This window comes from Candidatus Erwinia haradaeae, from assembly GCF_900698855.1.
Classification (GTDB): Bacteria; Pseudomonadota; Gammaproteobacteria; order Enterobacterales; family Enterobacteriaceae; genus Erwinia_E; species Erwinia_E haradaeae_F.
Map to the genome: position 1 here is coordinate 192,320 of NZ_LR217698.1, position 18,709 is coordinate 211,028.

Consider the following 18,709-nt stretch of genomic DNA (forward strand, 5'->3'; position numbering starts at 1 on the left):
AAAACACATGATGCATAAAAGTAATAAATGGTTCTTTTAGATGAGTAAGCCATGTTAGAGATGCAAGTATAATCAACCTTATAATCATTGCACCAGATAAACCTAAAAACCGGGCAATATATTGCTGATGTATAGGTAATTTACCTACTATTAGTAATAGAAAGAGAATATTATCAATACCAAGAACAATTTCAAGAATTGTTAGTATACTTAAGGTTAACCAATTTTCTAAATTAAAAATCCATTCATACATTATTTCATAATACCTTATAAGGGAGTGATAATAATTAATTATAAAAATACATAAAATAAAGATTTAATCTTAATTTATTCTATCATTATAGTGGAAACTATATGAACTTCTCATAAATTTTAAAGAAAATAACTAATATTATAAAGTTAGCAAGGGGGTCTGGTTTCAATGTTATATAACATGAATACTTGTTTTACTCGCTAAAATAACAATTCATTTGAAAGCTAGTCACTACTTTATAAATTTTGTTTAACAAAAAATTACGATAATTGTATGTATAATATTATTTTAAAATAAATTTTTTTATTACATTTTCTTTCTGACAGAAAGAAACCAATATCTATATAATACTACAATATATTTAATAATAACTCTGTGTTTAATTAGGTAATATCTTGGCGTTATCCATCGAAAATAAAGCAGGTGATCTTATTTTTTATATAAATAAATAGACTATGCTTGATTATAGATTATATAAATGATTTATTGATTATATTAAGATAAAAATATCTTAGTCTGTAACTACAGAATAATTAAATAATTGGATATATTTAGTAATTTAATTATTTTTAATAGTTTGAATTTAATAAATCATCTTGAATATTCTATAATTCGATTTTAGATTAAATATTCTTTTCTACAATTAAATAACATATGCTATATTATATTTATTTTAATATATTTATTTATAGTTTTAATATTTATATTCTTTATTTATATGAATTGGATTTTAAATAAACTGAATTTTTTTCAAATTAGATGAATCTGATTTTAGTTCATCAAAATACAGATTAGAATAATCTAGATTAATTTAGTTCTATATAATAAAACTATATACGTTTATTTTTAATATTTTTAAAATATTTTTATTATTTCTATTAATAAGAGATCAACTATATATGCGCGATTTATTTTCTACAGATATATAGATAATAGTTTAGGTTATTTTTTCTAGATAAGCGAAATAAACTAATTTTTTAAATTAAAGTTCATATATGATATTTGATGAAATCATATTAATAATAATTGATAGAAGAATTTATTGAGTAGAAATAAAAATTATTTTCAGGATTGTATTAATTGGTTATCAGTTCTGATATTATGGATTTAGGGTTAATAATATTTAATTTTTAATATTTTGCCAATGAATAGTTTTGTGTATAGATTTTTCTAACTAAATAGAATCATTTAGATTAAAAGTATTCTTTAAAGCCATGTCGTAATATATTATCAATTACGCCAGAGTACGAAGGTATTATTTTTGAATTATTGGATTAATAGGTATTTTCAGTGTTTTGTAATTTATAAGTGGATACGTATTTAGTTTTTCCTCATCCTATATGTCTTGATTCGTAATACCTTACTGATTGTTTTAATGGAAAAATTTCAATAATGATACTGTCTATTATGGATTTTTTGTGAGCTAAAAGTGAATTAATTTTTAGATGTAGTCTATATAATTAGATAATATTTTATCAGATATCAGTGAATTACGAGATAGGAAATAATGGTTATTGCCAAGAGATTTTATTCTTTATTTAAATATAGGATATATATTTAATTTTTTATAGATAAAACTCTTCCTGTGTTTTGATGTTTATTTTAAAAATTCTTTTCATAAAATGAGGATTTATTTTTTATTTTAAAAAAAATAAACAGTTTTAGAAATTTAATTTTTATACATTGTATTTTTATATCAATACATAATAATAAATAATATTGTTCATTAATTTATTTTCAAGATACAGTGTATATCATAGATTTTATATTTTAAATTTATATGATATGAATTATATAAATTTTAGTGAATAGTAATCACTAAGATATAGTGATATAGATATCTTTAATAATAAATATTTTTATTAATTTAATATTAAGTATATTTTATTAAATTAAGTTTATATAAATATATTTATTTAGATTAATAAGATTACAAGTTACATAATATTAATTATCCATATAGCGAACAGATTTGAAAAGTTTAATTAAGATATAATAATACATATTATTTATTTTATTTTACATTTTATGTATGATCTTCATGTGATTCTTGAACGTTGTGTTTTTATTGATTAAATAAAAAGATGTAATAGAAATTACAATCAGATATAGATTATTTATGTTTGAAGTATAAATATAATTTTTTTTATTTTTTTAAATAATGTAATTAAATACAAAATTTAATATATATATTTATGTTAATTATATCAGTGTTTTTATATTTATATATGATAAGAAAGACGTTGTGTATTGTTAGTATTAAATGTTAATTTTTAATTTTTAATATATTATAGAAACTTCATTCTAGAATATAACTCAGACATGCGATATATTTGTATATATTTATCAAATATATATATTGAGTGTACTTGTTTATATATGATTAAGTTTTGATAAGTGAGCATATAAATATTATTGATGTTAATATTAGATTATATATTTAAGTTAATAATTTAATAGTTATAGATATTAAAATGATTTAATAAAATATGAATTTATTTCTAATTTATGAAGTATTTTAAGATTTATCAGAGATCGGTGGGATTTATATATTAGGTTTTATAATTAATAGTTTTATACTATATATCTTCTCGAGTTATAATCAAAAATTTGATAATGTTTTTAAAAAAACACAACTCTCGTAGAGAAATATAATTTAATTTTTTATTTATAAATTTACAATAAATAAAGAATACTCTTTCATGCAATTCAAATAAGAAACTATAAATTTGAATAAAAAATCATAAATAAATATTATCGCACGATACTACAATGATCATTGTAATTATATTAGATTTTTAATATCTATATTTATTTTGATTTATAGAGTTCGTTAAATTGGTATAGAAATATAAATGATCTGTTGTTGGTATATATTTTACTTTTTTCAAAATATAGTAATTATAGGTTTGATATGAATCATGCCATCATATTTAATAGAATGGTTTTGACATAATAGATTTTTTTATTGTATGTAATTAATAAGAGAATATACTTTTACAGTTAAATTGATTCATTATTGTTTTTATTACAAAGAAACAATGGTGATTTTATTTGTTCTATCGTTAATTGTTACAGGTACTTGTATGAAAATTAGTTCTAGTTTATTACAGGGCAGGCAGAAGCAAGTTTATAGGAGAAAAATTCTTAGTTTTGTACATCGTCAGGGTCATTTTACCAAAGGTCAAAAGAGAGCGTTGGACGAATTTTGGCCAGAAATAGGCGTTGATTATCAAAAGGATATAATTAATTTTACCAATGTATTTAATCGTACAGCACCAGTGGTTGTAGAGATTGGATTTGGAATGGGGTCTTCCTTGGTGGCTATGGCTTCTGATAATCCACAGTATAACTTCCTGGGTATTGAAGTTTATAAACCAGGTGTAGGTTCTTGCTTATCAATGGTTCAGTCTCTTGGAATTAAGAATATTCGTGTAATATGTCATGACGCAGTAGAAGTTATGGAATCTATGATTCCAGTAGGTTCACTATATGTAGTACAAATTTTTTTTCCAGACCCATGGTATAAGGTACGTCATAATAAGCGTCGCCTTGTACAAAGTTCATTTGCTAATCTAGTTTTTTCTCGGTTAGAATTAAACGGTATTTTTCATTTTGCTACAGATTGGAAAGATTATGCTGAATATGCATTAGAGGTAATGCACGGTATTCAGGGTTATCAAAATCAATCAAGTAATGGTCAATGGATTATGCGTCCAGAATCAAGACCCATCACAAAATTTGAGAAGAGAGGTCAACAATTAGGTCATGGTACATGGGATTTGATGTTTAAGAAAACATAATAAAATTATCGTATGTTTTATTTATATTTAAAATATATTGAGCCTTATTAGTTATAAGGTTTTATATAAATATTAGTTAATATTGGTTGATTAATCGTAGGTTGTTTAGGTATTCATTTTTTCTGAAATGATTTTCATTAAATAAGAGCATTACTATTCATATCATATGATCTATGATATATTGTAATTTTAAATTCATATCTATCTTATTTTTATATGATATTCTATGCTAGAAGGTATAGAGATCAGTTTAAAACATTAAAATATAATTATAACATAAATAGCTCTACTGTAAAATTAATTAAGGATTCTGCATGCCCTTTATTACCCTCTCTGATGGTAGCAAGAGGTTATTTAACCAGCCTATTAGCGTGATAGACATTGCTAGAGATATTTCTCCTGAATTAGCAAAAGTCTGTGTTGCTGGGTATGTAAATAATGAGATAGTTGATTCATGTGAACAAATTGTATCAGATGCATCGGTGATCATAATTACTTCAGAAGACAAAATAGGTATAGATATCATCCGTCATTCATGTGCTCACCTTTTAGGTCATGCGATTAAACAACTTTGGCCACTAACTAAAATGGCAATTGGTCCGGTTATTCATAATGGTTTTTATTATGATATTGATCTTGAACATAAATTAACTAAGGATGATATAGAGTTACTTGAACAACGTATGCACTATTTAGCAAATACTAATTATAATGTGTATAAGAAGACGGTAAGCTGGAAAGAAGCTCGTGATATTTTTATTTCACGTGGTGAAATATATAAAATAGCTATTTTAGATGAAGACATTAATCCTGATATGTATCTGAATCTTTATTACCATCAGGAATATATTGATATGTGTCGTGGTCCACATGTGCCCAATATGCAATTTTGCCATAATTTTAAGCTTCATAAAATATCTGGTGCTTACTGGCGTGGTAATCAAAACAATAAGATGTTACAACGTATCTATGGTACTGCGTGGTCTAACGAAAACCAATTGTTATCCTATCTATTCAATTTGAAAAAAGCGGAAAAACGTGATCATCGTCACATTAGTAAACAGCTTGATTTATACCATATGCAGGAAGAGGCTCCTGGTATGGTTTTTTGGCATAATCATGGCTGGAGTATTTTTCGTGAGTTAGAAACTTTTGTTCGTAACAGGCTTCGGGCATATAATTATCAGGAGGTAAAAGGTCCATTTATGATGGATCGTAGTCTTTGGAATCGGACTGGTCACTGGGATAATTACAAAGAGGCAATATTTGTTACATCGTCTGAAAATCGTGAATTTTGTATTAAACCCATGAATTGTCCAGGACATATTCTTATATTTAATCAAGGCTTGAAATCTTACCGAGATCTTCCTTTACGTATGGCTGAATTTGGCAGTTGTCATCGTAATGAATTGTCAGGTTCATTACATGGCTTGATGCGTGTGCGTAACTTTACTCAAGATGATGCTCATATTTTTTGCACACAAGACCAAGTCCTTAATGAATTAAATAATTGTATTCATATGCTATATGATATGTATAGTACTTTTGGTTTTCAAAAAATTTTAGTCAAACTCTCTACGCGCCCTTTAAAACTTATGGTTAATGATTCGCTATGGGATCGAGCAGAATCTGATTTAGTTACTTCACTGAAAACCAATAATATTCCTTTTGAATATCAACCGGGTGAGGCCGCTTTTTATGGTCCGAAAATTGAATTTACTTTATATGATTGTCTTGATAGGGCTTGGCAATGTGGTACAATACAGTTAGATTTTATATTACCTTCTCGTTTAAATGCATTTTATATTGACAGAGATAATCAACGTCAGGTTCCGGTGATGATTCATCGTGCTATATTAGGTTCAATGGAGCGTTTTATTGGAATATTAATAGAAGAATATGCTGGATGTTTTCCTACCTGGCTAGCTCCATTACAAGTAGTAGTAATGAATGTAACTAAGATTCAATTTAAATATGTTGCGGATTTAGTCCAGACGTTACAAAATGCAGGAATTCGTGTTCAATCAGATTTAAGAAATGAAAAGATTGGATTAAAAATTCGTGAACATACTTTACGCCATGTGCCCTATCTATTAGTTTGTGGTGATAAAGAGATGAAGAAGGATGCGGTATCTGTTCGAAAACGAGATGGTAAAGATTTAGGATTTTTAAATTTATCTGAGTGGTTAGTAAGATTACAAGATGAAATATTCAATCGTAATTTACGATTAATGGATTAATATCTGGAGGAGTCAAGTATTAAAGTCGGAAAGAGAGTTCAACCAGTTCGTCCAAATCGTATAAATGAGGATATTCGTGCTTCTAAGGTGCGTCTAACAGATTTTGACGGTGAACAGCTTGGTATCGTTAGCTTGAATGAAGCTTTGGAAAAAGCTAAGATAGCTGGTGTTGATCTTGTTGAAATCAGCCCAAACGCTGACCCTACCGTTTGTCGTATTATGGACTATGGGAAGTTTCTTTATGAAAAAAATAAATCATATAAGGAACAGAAAAAAAAACAAAAAGTTATTCAAGTTAAGGAAATTAAATTTCGTCCTGGCACTGACGATGGAGATTATCAAGTAAAATTACGGAATTTAATTCGTTTTTTAGAGGATGGAGATAAAGCTAAAATCACTCTATGTTTTCGTGGTCGTGAAATGGCGCATCAACAAATAGGTATGGCAGTAATTAATCGTGTGCGTAAGGATTTATGTGAAGAGCTAAATTTAGCTACTGTTGAATCTTTTCCTAATAAAATTGAAGGTCGTCAGATGATTATGATTCTTGCGCCAAAGAAGAAGTAATTGGTATTGATATGGTATCATGAGAATTTTATTTCTCTTTTTTTAACTGATTATCAAAGGTAGATAACTGATATGCCGAAGATTAAAACTGTACGTAGTGCTATAAAGCGTTTTAAGAAGACTGCATCAGGTGGTTTCAAGCATAAACATGCTAACCTTCGTCATATTTTGACAAAAAAATCAACCAAACGCAAACGTCATTTACGTTCTGCAACCATGGTGTCTAAGAGTGATGTAGGTTTAGTTATAGCATGTTTGCCTTATAAATAAGATAATTTTTGTTATTTAATGTTGTATTTATTCGGAATCTCTACAATAGAGAGAGAAGTGTATCACATATTAACTAGGAGAGCTAAATGGCCCGTGTCAAACGTGGTGTAATTGCTCGTGCGCGTCATAAGAAAATTCTACAGCAAGCCAAGGGTTATTATGGTGCTCGTTCACGAGTTTATCGTGTTGCATTGCAAGCAGTTATTAAAGCTGGTCAGTATGCTTATCGTGATAGACGGCAACGCAAACGTCAGTTTCGTCAACTGTGGATTGCTCGGATTAATGCAGAATCTCGTGCAAATGGTATTTCTTATAGTCTTTTAATGAATGGTTTAAAAAAGGCTTCAATAGAAGTTGATCGTAAAATTTTGGCTGATATAGCTATCTTTGATAAAAAAGGTTTTTCTGAACTTGTAGTAAGAGCTAAATTAGCATTAGCATAAGCCAATTTATACATCATAAAATGGAAATATATAATCTTAATATGCATAAATATTATAAAGATTATGGTTTTTATATTATTTTGCTAATACGTTCAAATTAATAATTACAGTTGTATTGGTAAAGTAAAAATATTTTTTATGGATAGGTCTTGAAAACAATATCTGGATTCTGGTTTAAGACCAAACTGTTTAATTATATAATTATAGATAGTTTTTTATATTTCATCTATTTTAATATTATTTTCTGCTTAAAATAAGAGCTTTATGCATATTTTAAATATTAAAGATTTTAATTTCTCATCAAAGTCAATTGATTATATTATAATAATTCATGACATTTTTAATGTCTTGATTTTGAATGAACGAATTTTTTTCATATTTAATATATAGCTATGGTTTTTTATTATTCTTTATGAATTTGATTTTACAGTTTTGTGGTTTGTTTTTGTATTAGTATTAGTATTTATTAGTAGCTTATTCCTGTATTAGATGGAGATGTGATTTTTTAAAAAATTATCATTTATATAAAATACTATGGAGATTTTAATAGAAAAATAATCAATATTTATTATTGACCAACTCATGTTCTTATGAAAATTTCATTTTATGTCAGTTTATACAATAAACAGGAAATAATTATTAAGGGATCTTAAAAAGATTTGTTATGTATTACCAATCTTGTAGATTATAAGTGTAAAACTTAATTACTGATATCATGTTGATTTTATAATGATAATAAGCTAGTTATAGGTATATCGTAAATATAAAGTTAGTTGATAAGATAGGAGATCATTGAATTAAATAGTTACTAATAAATATGTATCAGCCTTTCAATCAGTTTCTATTGGTAGTTTATCAGTTGCTCTCATGATAAGCACTAAATTTGATATCAATAAGATTAAGAGAGTGATCTAGATGGAGTTGATGATCATAATATTTCTAGATACATTAATCTAGAGATATGCATGATTAGTATATTAGAATAATGTTATTAACAGTATTCAGTTTATAAACATGCTCTTTTTGATTGGATTGAAGTGATATTAGAGTTGATATTTTTATTAAATTTAGTGTGAAAACTTTATGATAGAAGTATGTTTTAGTTTTTCTCATTGTAAAGTTATTTATAATTTAGCTACTAATCTATACTCTAAGTTTAGATTGATTAAAACATGTGTTTAATTTTAAAGTTTAAACCATTTATTAGGCTTTCCCAATGTTAGGTCTATTTTCCTATAATAGTAAAAATACGATCCTTATTTCTTAAAATATCTTTTCATATATTCAAGAGAAGGAGGCGTTAGTTGATTAAATTATTATTACTGAGGAGTTATTTGTATGTTATAAGATACCTGATTCAGCATGGTTGGAGACAGAAAAATGTCGTATATCGATCATTTAATAAAAAAAGCGAAAATAGCTGTTAATAACTCTAATAATATTAATAACCTAGAAAAAGTACGCCTCGAATATTTTGGTAAAAATGGTCACATCACGCTTCAGATAGCTAGATTACGCACTCTTGATGAACGAGAGCGTCTTATTACTGGATCCGAAATTAATCGAGCTAAAGAATCCATAAAGAATGCTTTAACTGCACGAAAGGATATGATAGAGGTCTTGGAAAGAAAGACAAAGCTAGATCAGGAGTATATTGATGTCTCATTACCAGGAAGACAAACAGTTAATGGGGGTTTACACCCTATTACTTGTACTATCAATTGTATTGAAACCTTTTTTAGCGAACTAGGTTTTATAGTAAAAGAGTCGCCAGATATTGAAGATTGTTATCATAATTTTGACGCTTTGAATATTCCCTATCACCATCCTGCTAGATCAGAACATGATACTTTTTGGTTTGATTCTACCCGTTTATTGCGCACTCAGACTTCTGGCATTCAAATTCACACTATGAAACAGAAAAAGCCTCCTATTCGCATGATTGCACCTGGTCGTGTTTATCGCAATGATTATGACCGCACTCATACACCAATGTTTCATCAGATGGAGGGTCTTCTGGTGGAGGAGAGCATTAGTTTTGCTCATTTAAAAGGAATACTGTTTGATTTTTTAAAAAATTTTTTTGAAGATCAAATGCCGATACGTTTTCGTGCATCTTACTTTCCTTTTACAGAGCCATCTGCTGAAGTTGATATCATGGCTGGAAATGGGCAATGGTTAGAAGTACTTGGTTGTGGAATGGTTCACCCTAATGTGATGAATGCTGTTGGTATTAATCCAATGATTTACTCTGGGTTTGCTTTTGGTATGGGTATGGAACGTCTAACTATGCTACGTTATGGTGTAATTGATTCGCGTGATTTCTTTGAAAATGATCTATGTTTTCTTAAACAGTTTCAATAAGGACGGATACGATTAATGAAATTTAGTGAATTTTGGTTAAGAGAATGGGTTGATCCCGCAATAGATATATCGTCTCTTTGTAGTCAAATATCCATGGCGGGTCTATCAGTAAATAGCATAGAAGCAGTGCAATTTCATTCTTTTAATAAGATAGTAGTTGGTAAGATAGAGCAATGTTATTCGAATCCAGATTCTAGTAACATTTGGATGACTCAGGTAAATATTGGTATTGATCGGTTATTGGATATTCCTTGTAATGCCTCTAATTGTCGTAGAGGGTTAAAAGTTGTTGTGGCAAGGTGTGATCACCTATCATCCTCTAGTGTTAAAGTTGATGTTTCTCACATTCGTGAGAAACATCCTAGATGGATATTATGTTCATTTTCTCAGTTAGGTCTTTTTATTAATCAAGAAGGTGTTATAGAATTACCTTGTAATTCTGTTATTGGTTCTGATGTTTTGCAGTATTTACGGATAAACGACAATATTATTGATGTTAGCATCACGCCTAATAGGGGGGATTGTTTGAGTATTCTTGGTATTGCTCGTGATGTTTCTGTTTTAAACCGCATGTCGTTAAATGAAGTAGATATTTTTCCTGTAACTGCTAGTATACCAGATATAATCCAGATTCATATTGATGATATAGAAGCTTGTCCACGTTATTTAGCAAGAGTTATAAAATTAGATAATTTAAGAAGTGCAACGCCATTTTGGATTCAGGAAAAATTACGTCGTTGTGGTATGCGTTCTTTAAATCCAGTAGTTGATATTACTAATTATATTTTATTGGAGTTAGGTCAGCCGATACATGCCTTCGATCGTGATCGAATTTCTGGTGCAATTATAGTGCGTTATTCTAAAGAAAATGAAATATTTCAATTACCAGATGGTAGTGAAACTAGATTAGGAACTGATACATTAGTAGTGGCTGACGAATATAAAATATTGGCTATGGCTGGAATTTGTGGAAGTCAAGAGGTTGGTATTACTTTAGATACTAAGAGCATAGTTCTTGAATGTGCTTTTTTTAGTTCATTGGCAATTATTGGGCGAGCCCGAAAATATGGTTTATATACAGAATCCTCAAGTCGTTTTGAGAGAGGAGTTGATTCAGAATTACAGAATAAAGCTATTGAACGAGCAACACATCTTTTATTAACTATCTGCGGAGGATCTGCAGGATCTATAATTGATATTACTTACCAGAACAAGTTACCTAGTCGAGACGTGATTATTCTTTATCGTGTAAATCTAGATCGTTTAATTGGAAATATAATAGAGGATGTTGTAGTAACGGATATTCTCCATCGTCTTGGGTGTAAAGTTACTAAACAATTAGATTACTGGGAGGTAAGATCACCCAGTTGGCGATTTGATCTAGTTCTTGAAGAAGATTTAATAGAAGAAATTACGCGGATTTATGGTTATAATAATATTGTTAATATTTCAATAAAAACTAATTTAGTTATTTCTAGAAGAAATAACAAAGCTTTATCTTTAAAGCGTGCTAAAACTTTATTAGTAGATAGAGGTTATCAGGAAGCTATTACGTATAGTTTTGTTAATCCAAAATTACAAAAATTGTTACATCCTAGAGATGAGGGTCTAGGACTGCTTAATCCTGTTTCAGTTGAAATGTCTGTAATGCGTTTATCGTTGTGGACTGGTTTATTAGGTGCAATATTATACAATCAGAATCGACAACAGTTACATATACGTTTTTTTGAGAGTGGTTTACGTTTTGTACCCGATATAAAAGCGCCTCTTGGCATTCGACAGGAATTAATATTAGCAGGTGTTGTGAGTGGTTACCGTTATGCAGAGCACTGGGATCTACCTAAGGATTTAGTAGATTTTTACGATGTAAAAGGTGATTTAGAGTCTTTATTTCAATTGCTTAGTCAAGCAGACAATGTGGAATTTTTTCCAGTAGTCAATCCTGCGTTTCATCCTGGTCAATGTGCTGGGATTTATATGCTTCAAGAGTATATTGGCTGTATTGGGACAATTAATCCTTTTTTAGAACAGAAACTTGGGTTAAAGAGTCGCGTTATTATGTTTGAAATTTTTTGGGAAAAGGTTTTAGGACGAATCTTTCCTCATGCTCATCCTCTTTCTCCTTTTCCTTTTAATCGTCGGGATATTTCTATAATTGTTCCCGAACATGTACGAGCATCAGATGTACTTAAAGAGTGCAAGAAAGCTGGAGGGGAGACAGTAATTTGCGTGAATTTATTTGATATCTATCGTGGCCAGGGTATTGTCCAAGGCTTTAAGAGTTTTGCGATTAGCATTATTATACAAGATATCTGTCGAACGCTACACGAAAAGGATCTTGCCGTTATTATAGGTAGATGTATAAAATCTCTTGAGAAACGATTTCAAGCATCATTAAGGGATGGAAGATATGGCTCTAACAAAAGATAAAATATCAGGATATTTATTTTCAAAATTTTTTGGACTGAAAAAACGTTTCGCTAAAGAACTTGTTGAATTGTTTTTTGAAGAACTTCGTTGTTCTTTAGAAAATGGTGAGAAAGTAAAATTATCAGGATTTGGCAATTTTTATCTTCGTTGGAAAAAAGAACGTCCAGGACGCAACCCTAAAACAGGTGTAGTCATTCCTATTAAGGCACGTCGAGTGGTCATGTTTCGTCCAGGTCAAAGATTAAAAAGTTGTGTTGAAAAAACTAGACCAAAATTAGATTAAAGTAATTAATATCGTCAGATGACTCGATTTAGCTAGTAGTAATCCAGTTTACCATAAAGATAAGAGTTTTAAAAAAATTTAGAATGATCTCAAGTCTAGGTAAACTTATATCGAGTATTAAATTATACAAAATTTTATATAAAAGTAAAGAAAGATATTTCTCCTTATATTTAAAGGATCGGCTATGGATTTGTAAATCACATTCATATGAGTGCTCAATTTAGAATTGAGGTAGATCTAATAATCTTTATTATATTCTTAAGCGAAGCATTAAATATGATTTAATATGATAGATTTTAATATTTCTGATACTCTTTTTTATCTTGATTGTTAACGATATACATTAGAGCATTTTCAATGCGAGTTAAAGTTCGTTCTTGACCAATGGCATAAATAGTCATATAGAGTTCCGGTGATTTTGCTTGACCAGTAACAGATACGCGAAGTGGCATAGCTATTTTTCCTATATGAATTAAGAGTATATCAGCGCATTCCGTAATTTTTTTTTGAATTTCTTCTATGGTCCAATTATGTATATTTGCTAGTTTGATGTATACTGCTCCTAAAAGAAGTCTAAGCTCTTCAGAGTTTGAATTTAGATATATTTTAGCTGAATGATCATCAAATGAATTCAATTCTTCATAAAAATAGCGGCAGGAATCTGCCATATCTTTTAACGTTTTACAACGTTTTCCAAGTAACTGGATTATGTCATCTAGTCTTGGGCCAAGGTGGATATTGATCTTATTTTTCTCAAGATGTTTTTGGAGATGAGAAGCAACATATTCCGAAGGTAGATTATTAATATAATATTGATTAAGCCATTGTAGTTTTTTGTTATTGATAGTACTGGCAGATTTGCTTACTGTATTGAGTGTAAAAAACTGTTTCATGGATTTTGTACTAAATATTTCTTGATCACCATAAGACCATCCCAGTCTCAGTAAATAGTTTAGTAACGCTTCAGGTAAGTAGCCTTGATCTCGATACCATAATACTTGAGCGACTCCATGACGTTTTGATAATTTCTTTCCATTAGAGTCAAGAATCATAGGTAAATGGGCGTAGGTAGGAATAGGCGCGGAAATTGCTTTAAGAATATTAATTTGGCGCGGGGTGTTATTGATATGGTCTGTCCCACGAATAACATGGGTGATTTTCATGTCCCAGTCATCAATGACTACACAAAAGTTATAGGTAGGGGTTCCGTCCGACCGGCGGATAATAAGATCATCTAGCTCTTTATTATGATATTGAATTGGCCCACGTATTTGATCATCAAAAACTACTAATCCTTCTTTTGGGTTACAAAATCGGACTACGTGTATTTTATCATCATCCTGATTATTATATTTATTTCTGCAATATCCGTCATAGTGTGGTTTTTCTCCATTAAGTATTTGATATTTACGCAATTCATCTAATCGTTTTTTAGTACAAAAACATTTATATGCATTACGGGTTTCTAACATTTGGTTGATCACTAGATTATAACGATCATATCGCTTGGTCTGATAATAAGGGCCTTCATCCCAATCTAAATTTAACCATTGCATACTATCTATAATGTCAGTACTAGATTCTTGAGTAGACCGCTCAGAATCAGTATCTTCAATACGTAAGACAAATTGACCATTATGTTGTCGAGCAAATAGCCATGAATATAATGCGGTGCGAGCACCACCAATATGTAAAGAGCCTGTAGGACTGGGAGCAAAACGGGTTTTAATTTTCATAAATTAATATTTAATGATTAGAATATATAACTCAGTTGTACATTACTTTGTATTATTTGAATAATATAATCTTTGATTATGACTTTAAATGATAAATTTCTGTTTTTTAATAGGGTATATTGTTATATAAGTGACTTATGCAATATTTTATTATTTAAGAATAAAAAGGTATTTCTTATTTTAAAGAATATCATTGAGTATATAGTGTTAATTGCATCTAGTTTATTTTCGTTTAAGTACTACATACACTGACATAATTATAAATTTTCAGAATCAATAATTATCATGATTCAAGGTAGTGATAATGATATTTTTAGACAAATGCATAGATACTTTTAATATAGAATAGTCTATTGGAGACTAACTGTCTCTTAATATTATTTTTAATTTTTTTACATGTTAGGAATTTTAAAAAAATGAGTCCTGAATTTATTTAGTTATTGTTGGTTTATCAGCGATATTATCAATGTTATTGACATTATAATTTTATCTCTTTAGGTATCAATGAATAATATATATCAATGGTTTTGATCTAGGAGAAGCTTATCTAAGAGGTAAGTAAGATGAGTTTGATTATTTGTGATATTTGGATTACTGAAATAGATGTATTGATTTTTTTATAAATCATGAGAATCAAGATTCTCAGGCATTTGCTTTTGATCAAATAGTTAATTCATCGATTGTCATCGATCGTTAACCTCTAATTAATTTCAACTTATTTTTTATTTAAGTAATTGATAGAATTTAATTACAAGAGATTAGTTTATCAGAAGATCAAATAACGTTTTCATTAATTTCAACTGAGTAGACATATCTTTTTTCTAAAATTTTTTTCCATAAGGTTTTTATAAATTCGTGAGATGGCGCTTATTAAAACAAATAAAACTTTATATATGCAGAATACATTGTAATGAAATTAGACTATAGATATATTTTTCTGTATTCACAGGTGTATGAAAACATATGCAATATTAAAGTTATATGTTTAATTTGTTTTCTTAAATTGTATATTAATAATATCTATTCCTTTTTGAAGAATTATAGGTTCTTAAGATTTAAGTGATTGTATTAAATGAATATTTCAATGGATATTGAAATATTATATTCATAATTTATTTCTTATATATGTATTTCTTGTATAGAAAATGTGTATTAATCTTTTTGTAGTATATAGAACTCAGTAAAACTTATCAGACTAATATTTTCCATTCTTAAGGGATTTAGTTCAATATGTTATTATGTTGTTAAATTTAGGATTTATTATAGAAAGGAAAGTGCGTTTATGAGTAATCTTATCCCTAAAATTAAACCGGTTAATATTGAAGAAGAATTAAAGCACTCTTATCTGGATTATGCAATGTCGGTGATTGTTGGTCGTGCATTACCAGATGTTCGTGATGGTTTAAAACCTGTTCATCGTCGTGTACTTTATGCGATGAGCATTCTTGGTAATGAATGGAACAAAGCCTATAAGAAATCCGCTCGTGTTGTTGGTGACGTAATTGGTAAATACCATCCACATGGTGATGTAGCTGTATATGAGACGATTGTTCGGATGGCTCAGTCGTTTTCGTTACGTTATAGATTAGTTGATGGACAAGGTAATTTTGGATCAGTGGATGGAGACTCTGCTGCAGCCATGCGATATACGGAAGTTCGTATGTCTAAAATTGCTCATGAGTTACTATCGGATTTAGATAAAGATACTGTTGATTTTGTACTCAACTATGACAGCACAGAAAAGATCCCATCTGTTATGCCAACTCGTATTCCCAATCTTCTTATTAATGGATCTTCTGGTATTGCTGTTGGGATGGCTACAAATATTCCTCCGCATAACATTACCGAAGTTATTAATGCTTGTTTAGCATATTTAAAAATCGACAATATTACTGTCGAAGGATTGATGAAATATATCCCAGGTCCTGATTTTCCTACTGCTGCTTTAATTCACGGTCGGGATGGAATTAATGAAGCTTATCGGACTGGCCGTGGGAAAATTTATATTCGTGCTCGTGCGGTAATTGAAGTAGATACCAAAACAAAACGAGAAACAATTATTGTTAATGAGATTCCTTATCAGGTAAATAAATCTCATTTAATTGAAAAAATTGCTGAATTAGTAAAAGATAAGCGTCTAAATGGAATTACTGCATTAAGGGATGAATCTGATAAAGAAGGAATGAGGATTGTTATAGAAGTAAAGCGTGATGAGGTAGCTGAAGTTATATTAAACAATCTTTATTCATTAACTCAGTTACAGATTTCATTTTGTATCAATATGGTGGCCTTGCATCAAGGGCAGCCGAAAATAATGTCATTAAAGGATATATTAGAAGCTTTTGTTCGTCATCGTCGCGAAGTTATTACTCGTCGTACATTGTTTGAGCTGCGTCAAGCGGGGGGTCGTGCTCATATTCTTGAAGGGTTAGCATTAGCGTTGGTAAATATTGATTCTGTGATTAAGTTAATTCGTTGTTCTTCTACACCAGAAGAGGCAAAATCAGGTTTACTGGAACGCACATGGGACGTGGGTAGCATTTCTACAATGTTAAACCCTGCGCTCTTAAACATGGCTCATGTACAGAGGTTAAAGGCTTCGTCTCCTATATCTTCTAGTCAGTATTATTTTACGGATCAACAAGCTCAAGCAATTTTAGATTTAAAGCTACAGAAAATTACTGGACTAGAACATGAAAAATTACTTTCAGAGTATAAGTCTTTATTAAAGAAGATGACTGGGCTTCGATGTATTCTTGATAGCTCAGTTCGTTTGTTAGAAGTTATTTGTGAAGAACTAGAATTGATTCGCTCGCAGTTTGGTGACAAGCGTCGCACTGAAATTACTTCGTCTAGCGCTAATATTAATATTTCAGATCTTATTCGTCAAGAAGATGTAGTAGTTACATTATCTTATCAGGGATATATTAAATATCAGCCATTAGTTGTTTACGAAGCTCAGCGGCGTGGTGGTAAGGGAAAATTAGCTGCGCGTATTAAAGAACAAGATTTTATTAATCGTCTATTAGTAGCTAATAGTCATGATACAATTTTATGTTTTTCAAGTCTAGGTCGTTTATATTGGATTAAAGTTCATCAATTACCAGAAGCAAGTCGTGGTGCTAGGGGCCGGCCAATTGTCAATTTATTACCTTTAGTCGCTCATGAGCGTATTACTGCTCTTTTACCAGTTAGTGAATATGCTGAAGGATCGAAGATCTTTATGGCCACTGCAAGTGGGATGGTCAAGAAAACAGCATTAGAGGAATTTAGGCGTCCACGTCATTCCGGTATTATTGCTGTTAAACTGCGTAATGAAGATGAGTTAATTGGTGTGTCACTTACTAATGGTAATGATGAGGCGATGCTTTTTTCTGCAGAGGGGAAAGTTGTTCGTTTTTCTGAAAATTCAGTTCGCACAATGGGTCGCATGGCTTCTGGGGTTCGTGGAATTAAGTTAACAAAGGGTGATCACGTTGTTTCTCTAATCGTTCCTCGTGATGATAGCGCTATTATGACTATTACCCAAAATGGTTATGGAAAGCGTACAAAGAATCGAGCTTATCCCATTAAATCACGTGGGACGCAAGGTGTAATTTCGATTAAAGTTAGTAAACGTAATGGGTTAGTAGTTGGTGCTGTACAGGTTACTGATAGAGATCAAATTATGATGATTACTGATGCAGGTACTTTAGTTCGTACGCGTGTGGATGAGGTTAGTGTAATTGGTCGCAATACGCAGGGTGTGATTTTAATTCGTACTGCTATTGGAGAAAAAGTAGTGGGACTACAGAGAGTTGCTGAACCGATAGTGGAAGAAAATTTAGACCACATTACTAATATAGAACAGATAGGTAGTAATACTAGATTCTCAATATGATATTGATGTAGCGCTAGCTTAGAGGATAATCCTGAATAGCCTTTCAATTGTACTGTTGCAAGGCTATTTTTTTAATAAATAGTTAATTATGTTATAATATCTATTTCTAATATTATTTTACTAGGATTATTAGCGTTATTATTTTCCCATAATTTTAAGATATAGATAATTTATATCATCTATGCTTCCTCCTTATTTAGAAGGAGTTATAATACGTATTAAGTTTTTATTTCTAAAATATTCTGCAGAGAATGTGATTTTTTGATCAAGTTGAATATATTATTTATATAATATTATTTTGATCAGATAAGTTTCATAAATTTATTTTATAGTGTGCTTTAAGTTTTTTAGTTAACTTTAGTTTTTTTTATTAATTGGTATTGAGGATCTAGAGTCTAAATTAATATATAAGGTTTTCGTTATATAAAATTATTTGAAGG

Annotated in this window: 11 protein-coding genes; 9 read left to right on the forward strand and 2 right to left on the reverse strand. The window is 29.7% G+C overall.

Features of this window, described 5'->3' with window-relative positions:
* Nucleotides 1-253, reverse strand: a 253-nt coding sequence (locus HACICURT3053_RS03380; RefSeq protein ID WP_414973880.1) for a TerC family protein, incomplete at its 3' end; no start/stop codon positions are given.
* A 3,086-nt stretch (nucleotides 254-3,339) separates the two neighbouring features.
* Between HACICURT3053_RS03380 and trmB the strand changes: the two genes are divergently transcribed.
* From trmB to HACICURT3053_RS00620, 8 genes are all read left to right on the forward strand, one after another.
* A complete protein-coding gene (gene trmB / locus HACICURT3053_RS00585) occupies nucleotides 3,340-4,056 on the forward strand; it encodes a tRNA (guanosine(46)-N7)-methyltransferase TrmB (RefSeq protein WP_157992289.1) in 717 nt (238 codons plus the stop codon).
* A gap of 314 nt (nucleotides 4,057-4,370) precedes the next feature.
* The gene (thrS, locus tag HACICURT3053_RS00590; protein ID WP_157991831.1) at nucleotides 4,371-6,296 is read left to right on the forward strand and encodes a threonine--tRNA ligase; all 1,926 of its coding nucleotides are present in this window, start codon (nucleotides 4,371-4,373) and stop codon (nucleotides 6,294-6,296) included.
* Nucleotides 6,297-6,314: 18 nt separating this feature from the next.
* Nucleotides 6,315-6,863, forward strand: coding sequence for a translation initiation factor IF-3 (infC, locus tag HACICURT3053_RS00595; RefSeq protein WP_157992290.1), 549 nt, complete (start codon nucleotides 6,315-6,317; stop codon nucleotides 6,861-6,863).
* Between the two features lie 72 nt (nucleotides 6,864-6,935).
* Entirely contained in the window at nucleotides 6,936-7,133 is a 198-nt protein-coding gene (gene rpmI / locus HACICURT3053_RS00600) for a 50S ribosomal protein L35 (RefSeq protein ID WP_157991832.1), read from the forward strand.
* Between the two features lie 86 nt (nucleotides 7,134-7,219).
* Entirely contained in the window at nucleotides 7,220-7,576 is a 357-nt protein-coding gene (rplT, locus tag HACICURT3053_RS00605) for a 50S ribosomal protein L20 (RefSeq protein WP_157991833.1), read from the forward strand.
* Nucleotides 7,577-8,956: 1,380 nt separating this feature from the next.
* Entirely contained in the window at nucleotides 8,957-9,940 is a 984-nt protein-coding gene (pheS, locus tag HACICURT3053_RS00610; protein ID WP_157991834.1) for a phenylalanine--tRNA ligase subunit alpha, read from the forward strand.
* A 15-nt stretch (nucleotides 9,941-9,955) separates the two neighbouring features.
* Nucleotides 9,956-12,370, forward strand: coding sequence for a phenylalanine--tRNA ligase subunit beta (gene pheT / locus HACICURT3053_RS00615; RefSeq protein WP_157991835.1), 2,415 nt, complete (start codon nucleotides 9,956-9,958; stop codon nucleotides 12,368-12,370).
* Nucleotides 12,351-12,653, forward strand: coding sequence for an integration host factor subunit alpha (locus HACICURT3053_RS00620; RefSeq protein ID WP_157991836.1), 303 nt, complete (start codon nucleotides 12,351-12,353; stop codon nucleotides 12,651-12,653). Before pheT ends, HACICURT3053_RS00620 begins: the two co-directional genes overlap by 20 nt.
* Before the next feature lie 296 nt (nucleotides 12,654-12,949).
* On the opposite strand, the gene gltX is transcribed toward HACICURT3053_RS00620, so the two are convergent.
* Nucleotides 12,950-14,389, reverse strand: coding sequence for a glutamate--tRNA ligase (gene gltX, locus HACICURT3053_RS00625; RefSeq protein WP_157991837.1), 1,440 nt, complete (start codon nucleotides 14,387-14,389; stop codon nucleotides 12,950-12,952).
* Nucleotides 14,390-15,671: 1,282 nt separating this feature from the next.
* Here gltX and gyrA point away from each other — a divergent pair.
* Nucleotides 15,672-18,269 (forward strand): DNA topoisomerase (ATP-hydrolyzing) subunit A, encoded by a 2,598-nt coding sequence (gene gyrA / locus HACICURT3053_RS00630; RefSeq protein ID WP_157991838.1) that lies wholly within the window; start codon nucleotides 15,672-15,674, stop codon nucleotides 18,267-18,269.
* The last annotated feature ends 440 nt before the right edge of the window (nucleotides 18,270-18,709 follow it).